Here is a 14,693-nt window from a genome sequence, read left to right on the forward strand (position 1 = left end):
ATGTGGCGAGGTCGGCGCCGGGCGGGCTGCGTTTCACGACCTGCGGCACTCGTACGCGACCGAGCTGATGTCGCGCGGCGTTCCGATCAACGACGTTCAGGGCGGTGATGGGCCATGAGAAACCGTCGACAACGTTGAACCTCTACACTCACCGATCGGACGGACGGGGTCAACGCATTCGCGACGCGTTCGCTGACTCATAGCTGACTCATGACCATGCTCATCGATGCAGTCAGCAAGAGAGGCACCCTCTTCCGAGGGTGCCTCAGCTGCTTATTCGTGGTGGGCGATACTGGGATCGAACCAGTGACCTCTTCGGTGTGAACGAAGCGCTCTCCCGCTGAGCTAATCGCCCTCAGCGCGGATCACCTTACCCGATCGAACGACCGGACCGCGAACCCGGGGTCAGTTCGTCGCCAGGTAGCGCAGCACCTGGGCGATCACGTCGATGCCGAGGCTGTACTTGACCGACAGCAGGGCCACGGTGCCGACGAAGACGATGCCGACCGAGCCGATCACCACGCGTACGGCGAGTGACTGCCTCTTCACCCATGCCGTCCAACCGTGCACGTGGCGGCGGGTGAAGCCGAGCAGCCGCTTGGCCCAGTGGAACTCCACGGCCCAGATGCCGAGGCCGGCGATCACGAGCAACCAGCCCGGGCCGGGCAGCGGGATGAGCACGATGCCGACGGACACCACGAGGGCGCCGAGCACCCCGATTATGACCTTGAGTGCGACGCGGCCGGTGGGGTTGGCCCGGATCAATGCGAGGGTGGTGGATATCCGCTGCCGCCAGTGTGGTGGGCCACGTCGCTCGGACACGGCGACAACACCCCCCTCACGCTCCGCGACTCCGTTCGTCTCGCCGCGACGGCCTTGCCCCACCGACGTGGCGCGTCCGTTGGCGCCGCTCCCCCGGGCATAGTCACGTCCGTTACGTCCGGCCCGACCGCCGGCCGCCGGCCGCCGATCACTCGCCGAACCCCGATCACCCACCGGACCTCGATCACCCTCCGCGTCGCGGCCACCCGCCGCGCCGCGATCGGCCACGGACCGACCGGGTCGATCCTGCTGCTCCTTCGGCACCCCGTACCCCCGCTGTTCGGCTGCGCGGACCGCGACGTTTGACGGGCCCCGCGCGGTCACCGGATCCACTGAGGATCGCTTCTGCGACCATTTCACCCCCCAGTGTTGCGCGGGCCCGTCACTGCAACGGCCGACTGGACGTTACCGGAGTAAGTCGACGACTGAACAAACCCGATGCCGGGCTGGATGAACCCACTGGGCAGAACCGGAAATCCTACATGAATTTTCACATTCAGACGGCCTTTCGGACCCCCTTCCCACCACTGGGTGAAGTCAGCGCATGGCGGAGCGTAGCCAGGAAGAGCGGCTGAGTATGGGAAAAGCGGGACACGCGCGTTCCGCAGCGGTGCCGGGGGGAGAACGTTCATGAGTGTCATTCGACCGACGACCGTAGAGGTCGAGACGTCGCTAAGGCTCGTCGCACCTGACGCCACCGCCTTGCCGGTGCGCGCCAGTCTGCGTTACGACCCTGCTGACCCGTATGCGGTCCATGTCCTGTTCCATGCCGAATCGGCCGGCGGCGAGGCGGTGAGCTGGTCCTTCGCCCGCGAACTGCTGGTCACCGGGCTCGACGAGCCGGCGGGCATCGGAGACGTACGGGTCTGGCCCTGGGCCACTCCGCGCGGCGACTTCGTCGCGCTGGCGCTGTCGTCGCCGGACGGCAACGCCCTGTTCGAGGTGCCGCGCAGCGTGCTGGTGCGTTTCCTGCGGCGGACCTACGTCGTCGTCCCGCGCGGTCGGGAGGCCGAGCACCTGGACGTCGACACGGCGGTGAACCGGCTGCTGGCCGGTCGCTGACCACGACGGAACGGGGCCGCGCGGATCTGCCGAGTCCGCGCGGTCCTCGCCTGTCCGCCCTCCGCGCCACCATCCCCGCCGCACGCACGTCACAGCGGCGATCTTGCACTTTCGGTCGCCGATATACAGCTTACGCCCGGTATGTCGAGACACAAAGTGCAAGATCGACGAGGCGCGGCAAGGGGCGAGGCGCGCGGGCGGGGGGCGGGGAGGGTGGGGGTACGGGGTTAGCCGTGGGTGGTTAGGCCGCCGTCTACGGGGATCACGGCGCCGGTGAGGTAGGCGCCGGCCCGGGAGGCGAGGTAGATCGCGGTGCCGGCCATGTCCTCGGGTCGGCCGATCCGTCCAAGCGGCACCTGGGCCTCGATGGCCGCCCGGGTGCCGGGGTCGTCCAGCGCGAACGCCATCATCTTGCTCTCGAACGGTCCGGGCGCGATCGCGTTGACGGTGATCCGCTCGCCGGCCAACTGGTGGGCCAGGCTGCGGGTCAGCATGTGCACCGCCGCCTTCGTGGCGGAGTAGGCGTACACCTCCATGGCCGGCACCCGGATGCCGTCGATGGAGCCGATGTTGATCACACGCGCCGGGTTGTCGGCGCCGGCGGCGGCACGCAGGGCCGGCAGCAGCGCGGTGGTCAGCTGGAACACCGCCTTGACGTTGACCGCCCACAGCTTGTCGAACGCGCTCTGCGGGTAGCTCTCCAGCGGTGCGCCCCAGGTGGCTCCGGCGTTGTTGACCAGCACGTCCAGCCTGTCGACCCGGTCCCGGACGGTCGCCGCCAGTTCCTGCGGGCCCCCGTCGCGGCCGAGGTCCACGGGGATCGCCTCGCAGCGGCCGGATCCGGACAGTTCCCGGGCCACGGCCTCGCAGACCTCGGCCTTGCGCGACGAGATGATCACGTGTGCGCCGGCCGCGACGAAGCCTCGGGCGATCATCAACCCGATTCCCCGCGAGCCACCGGTGACCAGGACCGTCTTGCCGTCGACGGAAAACAGATCGCTCATGCCCATCCCCTCACGAGCCGGCCGACCCGGCCGGATGTCAGGGCCGCCGCCAGAGGCCGCTCGGGCGCCACGACGACCAGATAGCTACCGATCGGTAACCTAACCGCACGCCCGCACCGGGACAACCCCGAGCACCCGGAAGCGACCCCCGGGCCGAGTAAAGGACGCGACGATTACCCGGGCCGCAAGGGGTGCGTGCGGGCCGGTCGCGGGCTAACGTCGCAGGTGATGGTCCCTTCCGGTCACCTCGTCACGGCCCTGCCCGATGCCGCCGCCGGTCCGGCCGGGATCGATACGATCACACTCGGTGATCTGACTCCCGACCCCGGGTGGCGGCGACCGGTGCTGTTGGACCGTGAGCTGATCGTGCTGACCACGGGCGGTCACGGCCTCGCCGAGGTGGATTTCCGCGTCCTGCCCTGCCGGCCCGGCACACTGCTGCGGGTACGCGCCGGGCAGGTCCTGCGCTGCACGCTCCCCCAGCTGGACGCCACCGTGGTGCGCTGGCACCCGGAGGCGCTGCACGGGCTCGACGTCGACGCCGACGACGTGCCGACCTGGGTCCAGCTCGCCGGCGAGGACGAGGACGCGGTCATCAACGAGGTGAGCCAGCTGACCGTGGACTCCCGCCGGCACGCGGGCACGCCGGCCGCCCGCAGCCTGTTGCGCCATCAGCTGACCGTGCTGCTGCTGCGGCTGAGCATGCTGCCGTCCGGTGCGGGGCGGGCGGCGCGCCCCGAGGAGGACACCTTCCGTCGGTTGTGCCGGGAGGTGGAACGCGGCTACCAGCACACCCGCCGGGTCGAGGACTATGCAGACCGGCTGGGTTGCTCGGTGCGTACCCTCACCCGGGCCTGCCTGGCAGTCACCGGGCGCAGCGCCAAGCAGGTGGTGGACGAGCGGGTCGCGCTCCAGGCCAGCCGGTTGCTCACCGCCACCGACGAGCCGGTCGCCCGGATCGGCCGGCAGCTCGGTTTCACCGAGCCGACCAACTTCGGCCGGTTCTTCACCCGCGAGGTCGGCGTCAGCCCCGGCGCGTTCCGGGCCGCCCGCGAGCAGCCCGCACCGGCACCGGTGGTGCGTCCCCGCCCGCCGGCCGACGCGCGTACCGGCGCCCACCGGGCGTGACGGGCACGGCGTCCACCGGCCTGACGGACGCGGGCGGCGGCAGCACGCAGGCGATTCCGCCGGCCGGATGCCGCTCGACCGGCGCACGTTGGGCATGATGGCAGGGTGCAGATATCCGCGCGTGGTGACTACGCGGTACGGGCGGCACTGAGTCTCGCCGCCGCGTACCCGTCGTTGCTGTCCACCCAGGCCATCTCCGCGGAGCAGGACATGCCCCGCAAGTTCCTCGAGGCGGTCCTGGCCGATCTACGCCGGGCCGGCATCGTCCGGGCCCAGCGGGGCGCGGAGGGCGGCTACGCCCTGGCCCAGCCGCCCCGCGAGGTGACCATCGGCGCGGTGCTGCGGGCCGTCGAGGGGCCACTGGCCGGCGTACGCGGCCTGCGTCCGGAGGAGACGAAGTACGAAGGGGTGGCCGAGCACCTACCGGAGTTCTGGGTGGCGGTCCGCGCCTCGCTGCGGCGGGTGGTCGACGAGGTGAGCCTGGCGGACGTCGTCAACGGTCGGCTGCCGACCCATGTCCGGCGGCTGACCACCCTGCCCGACGCCTGGGAACCGCGCTGATCCCCGCCGCCACGTCGCGTGGTTCGGGTTGGCGGGTTCACTGCGGACCGTCTTGTTTGCCGGGTCGGCGTTACGGGCATCTTCGAGCGCGCAGGGGGACGTGACGAAGGGAGGCCCGCGATGGGTCTGATGTTGCGCAAGCGCAAGAAGTTCGGGCCGCTGATCCTCAACTTCACGCAGAACGGCTTCTCATCCTGGAGCATCAAGCTCGGCCGGTGGTCCTGGAACTCCCGAGCCAGGGCGCACCGCGTCGACCTGCCGGGGCCGCTGCACTGGAAGCAGGACAAGTCCGGGACGTGAGGTCCCGGGATCGAGCGGGGCGCCGGAGTTCACCGGCGCCCCGCTCGGCGTCTGCGCCAACCGTCAGCGACCGGATCACCGCCCCATCGCGTCAACCGGGTCGGCGTTGCCATAGCAGCTCAGCCGTCACCGTCCGCTACCACGACACCTCACCTCGCCAGGTGACTGTTCGTAACGGCAGCACCTCCCACCCCCACCCCACATGCGCACGCTTTGCTCTGCTTCAACCCACGCAACAGGCCCTGAGCTGCACTGACGCGGGCCCTCACTCAGCGCCGCAGCGAGCCGGTCGACGCGGATAGTAACCGTTGCGTGGGTTGAAGCAGAGCAAAGGAAGCGAGTGGGAGTCAGGTCGGGGAAGGGCGGAACTACGCGACGTAACGATCGTAGGTGCGTGCGGGCCGGGCCAGGTTGGGCTGGGCTGGTCGCCGGCGGGCGCGGTGCGCGGCTGGGCCGCCGTGAACCGTGCCAGCGCGCGTCGCCGTGGACCGTGCCAGCGCGCGTCAGGTAGCTGACCGGGCGGGCGTGATCAGTACGTCGCCGGCGAGCCGGCCGTGTTCCGGTGCCCGGGTCACCCGACCCTCGTCGAGCAACGTGGTCAGCGCCCGCACCGCGTCCACGGCCCGGTACGCCGTGTCGGTCACGGCGTACCGACGCAGTTCGGTGACCGTGCGCGGGCCGCGCCGGGTCAGTTCGTCCAGCAGGGCACGACCCAACGGGGCGGGATCCGCCTCCGGCGCGGGTGACAGCGGTGCGCCGTGCGGGTCACGGAGCCGCAGCCCGGTCGCCCACAGGCTCTCCTTCACCGCCTCCAGGCTGCGGTCCGAACCGGTGCCGAAGCCGAGCCGCCGGTCGGCGTCGACCAGCTCGACCTCGGTGGCCAGCGGGAACCCGGCATCGACCAGCGCGGAGCGCAGTGGGATGCCCGCGCCGGCGACCACCAGCGCCTCGGCGGGCCGGCCGGTCGCGGCGGCGGTGAGGGCCACCGGGTCCACCGGACCGCCGGCCTCCAGGTAGGACAGCACCGGCGCACCGGCGGCGCCGGCCGCACGCAGCGCCACCGGCAGCCGGCCGGTGTCACCGGGCATCAGGTGTACGGCCACGTCGGCCGGTAGTCCCACCTCGGCGTCACCGAGCCGGGCCGGCAGGTCCACGGTTCCGTCGGCGAGCACCAGGACGGTGAGCCGGCAGCCGCGCCGCGGCGCGACATGCTCGCCGACCAGCCGCAGGGTCTCCTCGGCGAGGCGCGGGACGCTGCCGTCGTACCCGAGAACGACGGTGGCCCGCCGGGCGCGGTGCAGCGCGGCCGGCACCCAGCTGTCCAGGTGCCGGAGGAACAGCTCGTGACCTACGGTGTCGATCGGCATCCTGCCGTTCTACCGCAACCGGCGGCGACGGCGGGCAGCACCACCCAAGCCGGGCACCCGCGCGAGCCGGGCACCGCCCGGCGCCACTCAGGCCCGGCACCACTCAGGCTGGCACCACTCAGGCTGGCACCGAGATCCCGACCCCGCCACGGGTCTGCCCGCCGTAGCGCCGGATCTCGGCGGCCAGGTCCAGCCGGCCGATCCTGGTCCGGGCGGCGATGGCGGCGTCGTCCAGCAGGTCGGCGGGCACCAGCCAGACCACCTCGAACTCCAGCCCGTCCGGATCCTGACCGTAGAGGCTCTTGGTGGTGCCGTGGTCGGAGGTGCCGACCAGCGCGCCCGCCGCCGTCAGCCGCCGGGCGGTGGCGGCCAGCTCGTCAAGCGTGTCCACCTCCCAGGCCAGGTGGTACAGGCCGACGGTGGCCCGCCCGGCGGTCGACCGGCCGGCGCTCGCGCCGACCTCGAAGAGACCGAGGTCGTGGTCGTTGGTGGAGCCGGGCGCCTGGAGGAAGGCGGCACCCCGGAACCCCTCGGGGGTCATCGGCACCCGGCGGAAGCCCAGCACGTCGCGGTAGAACGCGACGCTGCGCTCGAGGTCACCGACGTAGAGGACGGCGTGGTTGAGGCGATGGATTCCCATGCCACCGAGACTAGCTCGCTTTAGTTGAGCGTTCAACTATATGGGTATGATGGTGGTCATGACCCGCTGGCTGGACCCGGACGAGCAGCGCACCTGGCGGGCGTTCCTGGCCGCCTCCCGGGCGCTGATGGAGACGCTCGACCGGGAGCTGCAACGCGACGCCAACATGCCGCACGCCTACTACGAGATCCTGGTATGCCTCTCCGAGGCACCCGAGCGGCGGCTCCGGATGAGCGAGCTGGCCGACGCCACCGGTTCCTCGCGCAGCCGGCTCTCCCACGCCGTGTCCCGGCTGGAGGCGGCCGGCTGGGTCCGCCGCGACGACTGCCCGACCGACCGGCGCGGCCAGCTCGCCCTCCTCACCGACGAGGGCTTCGCCGCCCTGGCCGCCGCCGCGCCCGGCCATGTCGAGGGGGTACGCCGGCACCTGTTCGACGCGCTCAGTCCCGCTCAGGTCGACCAGTTACGCCGGATCAGCGAGGCATTGACCGATCGCCTGACCCGTCCCTGACCGGATCCTGACCGAACCACTCCGGCGCGGGTCTTGTACATAACGTCGTCGGATGAGCACGATGGGGCGTGCCCTCCGGCTTCGGTGAACTGACTGATCAGGCGCACGACCTGGTCTCCGCCGGCGATCTCGCCGGCGCCCAACGGCTGCTCGCCGACGCGCTGACCGGCGCCGACCCGCGCCCGGCCAACGCCACGCCCGAGATTGCCGAGGCGGCCGGCCTGCATGCGCGGGTGCTGCTCGCGCTCGGCGAGCCGCAGTCGGCCCGGGGCTGGGCCGCCTACGCGTACGCCGCCAGCACCCGGCTGCTCGGCCGCCCCGATCCGCGTACGGTGGCCGCCGCGGCGACCCTGGCGGCGGTGCTGCACCGGGTGGGCAGTTGGTCGCGGGCGGCGCGGCTGTACCAGGAAGTGATCATCGAGCTGACCGCATCCGACGGGCCGGAGTCGCTGCGGGTGCTCGCCGCCCACGCCGACCTGGCCACCGTGGAGTACGCCCGAGGTCAGTGCGAGGTTGCCCGCGACCGTCTCCAGGACGCCTGGGAACTGCACCGCGAGGTGTACGGCGACGGCCACCCGAGCGGGATCAAGATGCTGGCCCGGCTCGGATCGATGCAGCGCGACTGCGGGCACTTCGTCGAGGGGCACGACAACCTGGCTCTGGCCGGTGAGTTGGCCCGCCAGCACCTCGCCCCGGACGACCCGCTGACCGCGCAGGTCGCGGCGCTGGCCCGGGCGGCGGCCAATCCAGGCCATGTCTGCACCGACACCCCGCCGGTCAGTACCGCGGACCCGGTCGTGCCGGCCGCCCGCACCCCACCGCCGGACGACGCCGAGCATCTGGCGTGGACGGCACCACCGGACGAGCAGCCGACGCCGCCCGACGCCCCGAGATGGGCGGCACCACCGGACGATGAACTGACGCCGCCGCCCGACGCCCCGAGATGGGCCGCGACACCGAACGGGCAGCCGACGCCGCCGCCCGACGCCCCGGGATGGGCGGCGATACCGGACGAGGAGCCGGCACGGCCGGGCTGGCCCGATCTGGACGACGCCGATCAGGAGTGGCGGACGGGGTACCGCGCCGGTCGGGAGCAGCATCCCGCGGAGGGTTACCACCCGAGCCACGGGTACCAGCCGGCCGAGCACCCATCCGCTGGGCACCCATCCGCCGGGCACCCGCCGGCCGGTGCGGCGCCGGCGGTGCCCACGCCACGGCAGCCGGCGGACGGCCCGGCCGGGCCGCCGGAGGACTGGTGGATCGGCCCTCCGACCGAGCAGCTGGCCGAGCCGGATCCGCGCCCCGAGGACCCGGAGACCGGTGCGGCGCACCAGGCGACCGGTCCGGAGGACCAGGCGACCGGTCCGGAGGACCAGGCGACCGACACGGCCGTGCCGCCGAGCGTGATCGGACTGGCCGGCCCGCCGCAGGCTCCCGGGGTGTACCGGATGCGCCGGGTCACCGAGCCGGCGCAACCGGAGACGCCGTCACGGATGCGCCGGGCGGCCGAGCCGGGGACACCGTCACGCCTGCTGCCGGTGCCGGTACGCCGTGCCGCCGTACCGCCGCCCCGGCGGTCGAACCGGCTGGTGCCGATCGTCGCGGCGGGGGTCCTCGTGGTGCTCCTCGGCGCCGCGGCGGTCATCGCCGGGGTGTCCCGCGTCGACGGCGGCGGCGACCCGGCACCCCCGGCCGCGAGCGGCGCACCGACCGCCGCACCGAGCGACGCGGCGACCCCGACGACCACGGCCCCCGAGGTGCCTCCCGTCTCCCCCGGCGCCGCGCCGAGCGGGCTGTCGCTGCGCGACAACCGGGACAGCGTGACCTTGCGGTGGACCTATCCGGCCGGCGGGGAAGGGCCGGTGATCGTCTCCGGCGGCCGGACCGGGCAGCCGCAGAACGCCTTCGCCGACCTGCCCGCCGGCAGCGACAGCTTCGTCGTCTACGGCCTCAACCGCAGCCTCGACTACTGCTTCACGGTGGCGGTCGCCTGGTCCACCGACACCATCGCCCGCTCCGGCGAGGTCTGCACCGAGCGTCGCTGAATCGCCGAGTCGCCGACGGCGGGGGCCGGGCGGGCGCGGTGACGGGATTGGCTTCACCGTTCGCCGCGCGGTACCTTGGGCAGTTCAGGCACAAAAAAGAACGGCTCGAATAAGCCGCTCTTAATTCGAATACTAGCCAATCGGGAGACGGATTGTCAAGGCACTCCGGCGGTTCGCCGTCCGACGACGAGATCGGCCGCGAGCAGGAGTACGTCTCGATGCTCTACCAGCGCCTGGACGACCTGCGGGAGCAGGCGTCGACGCGGCTGACCGAGGAGCTACGGGCCACCGGCGGCACGTTGCAGGCGCGTTCCCAACGCGACGGCACCGTTCGCATGTATGCCGACCAGGTGGAACAGTTCTCGGCGGTGGAGAACGGCCTCTGCTTCGGCCGGTTGGACACCGATGAGGGGGACAGTCACTACATCGGCCGGATCGGCATCTTCGACACCGACGGCGACTACGAGCCGCTGCTGATGGACTGGCGCGCCCCGGCCGCCCGCGCCTTCTACCTCGCCACCGCCGCCAACCCGCAGGGCATCCGGCGCCGCCGGCACCTGCGTACCCGGCAACGCAAGGTGGTCGGCCTCAACGACGAGGTGCTCGACCTGGCCACCGCCTCCCCCACCGCCCACGAGGAGCTGACCGGCGAGGCGTCGCTGCTGGCCGCGCTCAACGCGGGGCGCACGGGCCGGATGCGCGACATCGTCGAGACCATCCAGGCCGAACAGGACCGGATCATTCGCGCCGACCTGCCCGGCGTCCTGGTGGTGCAGGGCGGGCCGGGGACCGGCAAGACCGCCGTCGCGCTGCACCGGGCCGCGTACCTGCTCTACACCCACCGCCGGGAACTCTCCACCCGGGGCGTGCTGCTGGTCGGCCCCAACGTGACGTTCCTGCGCTACATCTCGCAGGTGCTGCCCGCGCTGGCCGAGACGGGCGTGCTGCTGCGTACCCAGGGCGATCTCTTCCCGGGGGTGAGCGCCCGCAGGACCGAGCCCGCCACCACCGCCGCCCTCAAGGGACGGTCCGCGATGGTCGAGGTGCTCGCCAACGCCGTACGCGATCGGCAGCGGGTGCCCGACGAACCGCTGGAGATCGAACTGCCGCAGCGGGAGATCCTCGTCCTCGACCCACAGACCGTACGCGCGGCGCGCGACCGGGCGCGGCGCAGCGGCCGGCCGCACAACCTGGCCCGCGCCGTCTTCGACATCGAGATCATCCATGCGCTGGCCGGCCAGGTCGCCGACCGGATCGGCGCCGACCCGTTGGGCGGGGAGAACCTGCTGGAGGAGGCGGATCTCGCCGAGATCCGCCGCGAACTGCGCGAGGAACCGGAGGTGCGGGCGGCGCTGGACGAACTGTGGCCGGTGCTCACGCCGCAGCGCCTGCTCGCCGACCTGTACGCCGACACCGACCGGCTCGACACCGCCGCGCCGCTGTTCACCGCCGACGAGCGGGCCGCGCTGCACCGCGAGCCGGGTGGCTGGACGCCGGCCGACGTGCCCCTGCTGGACGAGGCGGCGGAGCTGCTCGGCGAGGACGACCGCGCCGCCGCCGCCCGCCGGGAGCGGATCCGCTCCCTGCAACGCGAGTACGCCGAGGGCGTGCTGGAGATCGCCCGGGGTTCCCGGTCGATCGACGTCGAGGACGAGGCCGAGGGCGGCGAGATCCTCGGCGTGACCGACCTGCTCGACGCCGACCGGCTGCTGGAACGGCAGGAGGAGGCGGACCGGCTGACCACCGCGCAGCGGGCGGCGGCCGACCGGAGTTGGGCATTCGGCCACGTCATCGTCGACGAGGCGCAGGAGCTGTCGCCGATGGCCTGGCGGCTGCTGATGCGCCGCTGCCCGAGCCGGTCGATGACCATCGTGGGCGACGTCGCGCAGACCGGGGCGCTGGCCGGCACCCCGTCGTGGGCCGACGCGCTGGCGCCGTACGTGGCGGATCGGTGGCGGCTGACCGAGCTGACCGTCAGCTACCGCACCCCCGCCGAGATCATGGAGGTCGCCGCGGGCGTGCTGGCCGAGATCGACCCGGCGCTTCGCCCACCGCGGGCCGTACGCTCCAGCGGCGTCCCGCCGGTCGCCCGCGCCGTGCCGGCGCAGCGACTGGCGGCGGAACTGGTCGGGGTCGCCACGGCCGAGGCCGCCGGGTTGACCGATGGGCGGCTCGGGGTGATCGTCCCGGCCGGACGGGTCGACGACCTCGGTGCCGTGCTGACGGCGGCGCTGCCCGAGGCGGCCGTCGGTGAGCAGCCGGACCTGGAGAGCCGCGTCGTGGTGCTCACCGTCGCCGAGGCCAAGGGTCTGGAGTTCGACTCGGTCATCGTGGTCGACCCCGACCGCATCGTCGCCGAGTCCCCCCGAGGCCGCAGCGACCTTTACGTGGCCCTGACCCGCCCCACCCAACACCTGACCACCCTCACCCCAACCCCCTGACCGTCGGGTTGATCATGAGGTTAGCGGCGACTTTGATCTCAGAAAGTGCCGCTAACTTCATGATCAGCGGGGTGGGGTGGGGGGATGGGTGGACTGGTCGCTGGTGGAGCCGCTGGTGGGGGTGGTTAGGCCGCCGGTGGTGGCGTCGCCGGTGGTGGTCGGGGCGACCTTGCCGGAGTGGCGCTCTGGCTGGCGGGCGACGCGGCGGGTGCTGGCCGGGCCGGCCGTACCGCCGGTCGTGGTGATCGCGCCCTGTCCACGGGTGGGACCACCGTCGCGCAGCACGTTCGGGTCGATCGGTACGTGCGCCGGATCGTCCGGATCCTCACGCTGCAGCTGACTCTCCACATCGGTCGGCGGCACGGTCACCTCGTCCAGGGCACCCTCGCCGTACACACCGCCGGCGATGCGCTCCTCGGCCCGGCGGGCGGCGTCCTGTCGCATGTCGTCCTCACGCATGATCCATCACCTCGCAGAAGCGTGCAGAAGTGTCGGTCGTTCTGCGTGCCCGGTGACGGGCGGGGCAAACCCGCACCGCCGGTTCACCGGCCGGTCCCCCGGCGCTCGCCTGCCCGCCGTCCCGGCTGTCCATGCTGTGCGGCGGATACCGGCGGGAGATCCCCGCAGGAGGGAGGACAGCGTGCGCACCGTACGCCGTACCGCCGTCGCGGCCCTGGCCGCGACGATCGTGACGTCACTGCTCGCGGCGCCCGCCGGGGCGACACCGCGCCCGGACCGGGAGTTCGACCTGCAGGCCCATCGCGGCGGCCTGGGGCTGCGGGTGGAAAGCACCCTCGCGTCGTTCGGCAACGCCCTCCAGCTCGGGGTGACGACCCTCGAACTGGATGTCCAGATCACCCGGGACGGCCAGGCCGTGGTCACCCACGACCGGCGGGTCAGCGACGCGAAATGCGCCGACACCGGCCCGGTCACGCCGGGCGACCCCGATTTTCCGTACGTCGGCAAGTACGTCAACACGCTCACCCTGGCCCAGGTGCGTACCCTCGACTGCGGCTCGCGGACCCTGCCGGACCGGCCCGGGCAGCTCGCCGTCCCCGGCGCCCGGATGCCCCTGCTGCGTGAGGTGTTCGCCCTGGTCAAGCGGTACCGGGCGGATGGGGTGCGGCTCAACATCGAGACCAAGGTGGAGGCGGGTGCGCCCACCGAGACCGCCCCGCGCGAGCAGTTCGTGCGGGTCACCGCGGCGGAGATCCGGGCCGCCGGGCTGCTGAAGCAGGTGACCATCCAGAGCTTCGACTGGGGCGCGCTGATGCGGATGCGCCAGGTCGAGCCGCGCCTGCCGCTGGTGGCGCTGACGAACTACGACTTCCTTCAGGTCGGGCAGCCCGGTGCGTCACCGTGGCTGGGCGGGCTGGACATCGACGACTTCGGCGGCGACCCGATCAGGGCGATCCGCAGCTTCGGTGCCGACGCGTTCTCGCCGGTGCACGGCTTCCCGCAGAACGGCACCGTCGACGACGCCGACTACCGCCCGTACGTGACGCGGGAGATGGTGCGGCACGCGCACCGTAACGGGATCAAGGTGGTCCCGTGGACGATCAACGACGTACCGACCATGGCGAAGCTGATCGACGACGGGGTGGACGGCATCATCACCGACTACCCGGACCGGCTACGCGGCCTGCTCGCGCAGCGCGGCTTCCGGCTCCCCCGGGCGTACGCCTCGCCGTTCGACATCCAGGCCCACCGCGGTGGCCGGGCCACCCGGCCGGAGAACACCCTGCCCGCCTTCGCCAACGCACTGGCCAACCCGGCGATCTCCACCCTGGAGCTGGACACCGGCGTGACCTCCGACGGCAGGCTGGTGGTGCTGCACGACCGCACCGTCAACGGCGCACACTGCATCGACACCGCACCGGTCCGGCCGCGCGATCCGAAGTTCCCGTACGTGGGCAAGCTGGTGCACCAGCTGAGCCTCGCGCAGCTCAAGACCCTCGACTGCGGGACGAAGACGGCCGCCGACATGCCCGACCAGGTGCCTGTCCCGGGTGCGCGGATTCCCACCCTGGAGGAGGTCTTCGCACTGGTGAAGGCCAGTGGCCGCAGGGATGTCCGGTTCAACGTCGAGACGAAGATCAGCCCGCTGGTCAACGACACGGAGCCGTACCGTAGCTTCACCCGCAAGCTGGTCACCGCCGTGCAGCGCGCCGACCTCACCAGCCGCGTCACCATCCAGTCGTTCGACTGGCGCACCATCACCTACGCCCGGCAGCTGGACCGGCGGATCGAGACGGTGGCCCTGGTCTGGCAGTACGGCCCGGCGGAGTGCGCCGGGCTGGCCGACGAGTGCTCGCTGCGGGCGGTGTACGGCGACCGGTCGGTGAAGAGCCCCTGGACCGCCGGTCTGGACTGGTGGAAGTACCGCGACCTGGGCAAGCTCACCCGGGCGGCCGGTGCCTCGACCGTCTCGGCGAACTGGCAGGTGCACGACCCGGCGCAGGGCTCGGTCACCCACGCGGACTGGTACCTGCGGCAGGACCCGGCGTACTTCCACGGACCGGACGTACGCACCCTCCAGACGCGATACGGGCTGAAGGTGATCCCCTACACCGTCAACGACGCCGGGGTGATGCAGCGGGTCATCGACCTCGGCGTCGACGGCATCATCACCGACGACCCGGATCTGCTGGTGAGCGTGGCCGTGCGCAACGGCCTGCGCTGACCGGGGCCGCTCCGGTGATCCGCCGACGGCCGGGTGTTACTGCCCCGACGCACCGGGTAGACCCGTGGTGCCCCCGCCACAGAGCGCGAACCGTGCCGTGGCCGACACGCGGTAGCGGGGCGAGGGTCG

Annotated in this window: 13 protein-coding genes and 1 tRNA gene; 8 read left to right on the forward strand and 6 right to left on the reverse strand. The window is 72.3% G+C overall.

The genetic code is table 11. The features are described 5' to 3' along the window. Window positions 1-280 precede the first annotated feature (280 nt). Both O7615_RS33855 and O7615_RS33860 read right to left on the reverse strand, forming a co-directional pair. Window positions 281-355 (reverse strand) — tRNA-Val (locus O7615_RS33855). 50 nt (window positions 356-405) lie between these two features. Further along, window positions 406-822: a TIGR02611 family protein gene (locus O7615_RS33860; RefSeq protein WP_278181867.1), complete on the reverse strand. Its 417-nt coding sequence runs from the start codon at window positions 820-822 to the stop codon at window positions 406-408. Window positions 823-1,452: 630 nt separating this feature from the next. Between O7615_RS33860 and O7615_RS33865 the strand changes: the two genes are divergently transcribed. Continuing rightward, on the forward strand, window positions 1,453-1,884 hold the full coding sequence (locus O7615_RS33865; protein WP_007457244.1) for an SsgA family sporulation/cell division regulator: 432 nt from the start codon (window positions 1,453-1,455) through the stop codon (window positions 1,882-1,884). A 227-nt stretch (window positions 1,885-2,111) separates the two neighbouring features. Here the strand turns inward: O7615_RS33865 and O7615_RS33870 are convergent, their stop codons facing one another. After that, window positions 2,112-2,888 carry an SDR family oxidoreductase gene (locus O7615_RS33870; protein WP_278181868.1) on the reverse strand — a complete coding sequence of 259 codons (777 nt, stop codon included), beginning with the start codon at window positions 2,886-2,888 and terminating at the stop codon, window positions 2,112-2,114. Between the two features lie 228 nt (window positions 2,889-3,116). On the opposite strand from O7615_RS33870, the gene O7615_RS33875 reads away from it, so the two are divergent. The 3 genes from O7615_RS33875 to O7615_RS33885 all read left to right on the forward strand — a co-directional run bounded on the left by O7615_RS33875 (window position 3,117) and on the right by O7615_RS33885 (window position 4,877). Beyond that, entirely contained in the window at window positions 3,117-4,016 is a 900-nt protein-coding gene (locus O7615_RS33875) for an AraC family transcriptional regulator (protein WP_278181869.1), read from the forward strand. A gap of 105 nt (window positions 4,017-4,121) precedes the next feature. Continuing rightward, window positions 4,122-4,577, forward strand: coding sequence for an Rrf2 family transcriptional regulator (locus O7615_RS33880; RefSeq protein WP_278181870.1), 456 nt, complete (start codon window positions 4,122-4,124; stop codon window positions 4,575-4,577). A 120-nt stretch (window positions 4,578-4,697) separates the two neighbouring features. Further along, window positions 4,698-4,877 (forward strand): DUF4236 domain-containing protein, encoded by a 180-nt coding sequence (locus O7615_RS33885; protein WP_278181871.1) that lies wholly within the window; start codon window positions 4,698-4,700, stop codon window positions 4,875-4,877. A gap of 503 nt (window positions 4,878-5,380) precedes the next feature. On the opposite strand, the gene O7615_RS33890 is transcribed toward O7615_RS33885, so the two are convergent. Then, the gene (locus tag O7615_RS33890) at window positions 5,381-6,244 is read right to left on the reverse strand and encodes a hypothetical protein (RefSeq protein ID WP_278181872.1); all 864 of its coding nucleotides are present in this window, start codon (window positions 6,242-6,244) and stop codon (window positions 5,381-5,383) included. A 118-nt stretch (window positions 6,245-6,362) separates the two neighbouring features. After that, window positions 6,363-6,884, reverse strand: a complete 522-nt coding sequence (locus O7615_RS33895) for a VOC family protein (protein WP_278181873.1) — start codon at window positions 6,882-6,884, stop codon at window positions 6,363-6,365. Window positions 6,885-6,933: 49 nt separating this feature from the next. Here O7615_RS33895 and O7615_RS33900 point away from each other — a divergent pair, with 49 nt between their 5' ends. The 3 genes from O7615_RS33900 to O7615_RS33910 all read left to right on the forward strand — a co-directional run bounded on the left by O7615_RS33900 (window position 6,934) and on the right by O7615_RS33910 (window position 11,881). Beyond that, window positions 6,934-7,395 carry a MarR family transcriptional regulator gene (locus O7615_RS33900; RefSeq protein ID WP_278182333.1) on the forward strand — a complete coding sequence of 154 codons (462 nt, stop codon included), beginning with the start codon at window positions 6,934-6,936 and terminating at the stop codon, window positions 7,393-7,395. Window positions 7,396-7,463: 68 nt separating this feature from the next. Continuing rightward, complete coding sequence (locus tag O7615_RS33905; RefSeq protein ID WP_278181874.1) at window positions 7,464-9,440, forward strand: tetratricopeptide repeat protein; 1,977 nt, start codon at window positions 7,464-7,466, stop codon at window positions 9,438-9,440. 218 nt (window positions 9,441-9,658) lie between these two features. Further along, complete coding sequence (locus tag O7615_RS33910) at window positions 9,659-11,881, forward strand: AAA family ATPase (protein ID WP_278182334.1); 2,223 nt, start codon at window positions 9,659-9,661, stop codon at window positions 11,879-11,881. 63 nt (window positions 11,882-11,944) lie between these two features. Here the strand turns inward: O7615_RS33910 and O7615_RS33915 are convergent, their stop codons facing one another. Then, on the reverse strand, window positions 11,945-12,340 hold the full coding sequence (locus O7615_RS33915) for a hypothetical protein (protein WP_278181875.1): 396 nt from the start codon (window positions 12,338-12,340) through the stop codon (window positions 11,945-11,947). Between the two features lie 181 nt (window positions 12,341-12,521). Between O7615_RS33915 and O7615_RS33920 the strand changes: the two genes are divergently transcribed. Next, window positions 12,522-14,564, forward strand: a complete 2,043-nt coding sequence (locus O7615_RS33920) for a glycerophosphodiester phosphodiesterase family protein (protein WP_278181876.1) — start codon at window positions 12,522-12,524, stop codon at window positions 14,562-14,564. Window positions 14,565-14,693 lie beyond the last annotated feature (129 nt).

Source organism: Micromonospora sp. WMMD1082, from assembly GCF_029626175.1.
Lineage (GTDB): Bacteria > Actinomycetota > Actinomycetes > Mycobacteriales > Micromonosporaceae > Micromonospora.

What these genes read in the sequence shown, in the direction of transcription:
- O7615_RS33870 (WP_278181868.1), bottom strand. Translation starts at nt 2,888, where the DNA reads ATGAGCGATCTGTTTTCCGTCGACGGCAAGACGGTCCTGGTCACCGGT.
- O7615_RS33885 (WP_278181871.1), top strand. Translation starts at nt 4,698, where the DNA reads ATGGGTCTGATGTTGCGCAAGCGCAAGAAGTTCGGGCCGCTGATCCTC.
- O7615_RS33890 (WP_278181872.1), bottom strand. Translation starts at nt 6,244, where the DNA reads ATGCCGATCGACACCGTAGGTCACGAGCTGTTCCTCCGGCACCTGGAC.
- O7615_RS33875 (WP_278181869.1), top strand. Translation starts at nt 3,117, where the DNA reads ATGGTCCCTTCCGGTCACCTCGTCACGGCCCTGCCCGATGCCGCCGCC.
- O7615_RS33910 (WP_278182334.1), top strand. Translation starts at nt 9,659, where the DNA reads ATGCTCTACCAGCGCCTGGACGACCTGCGGGAGCAGGCGTCGACGCGG.
- O7615_RS33865 (WP_007457244.1), top strand. Translation starts at nt 1,453, where the DNA reads ATGAGTGTCATTCGACCGACGACCGTAGAGGTCGAGACGTCGCTAAGG.
- O7615_RS33915 (WP_278181875.1), bottom strand. Translation starts at nt 12,340, where the DNA reads ATGCGTGAGGACGACATGCGACAGGACGCCGCCCGCCGGGCCGAGGAG.
- O7615_RS33900 (WP_278182333.1), top strand. Translation starts at nt 6,934, where the DNA reads ATGGTGGTCATGACCCGCTGGCTGGACCCGGACGAGCAGCGCACCTGG.
- O7615_RS33895 (WP_278181873.1), bottom strand. Translation starts at nt 6,884, where the DNA reads ATGGGAATCCATCGCCTCAACCACGCCGTCCTCTACGTCGGTGACCTC.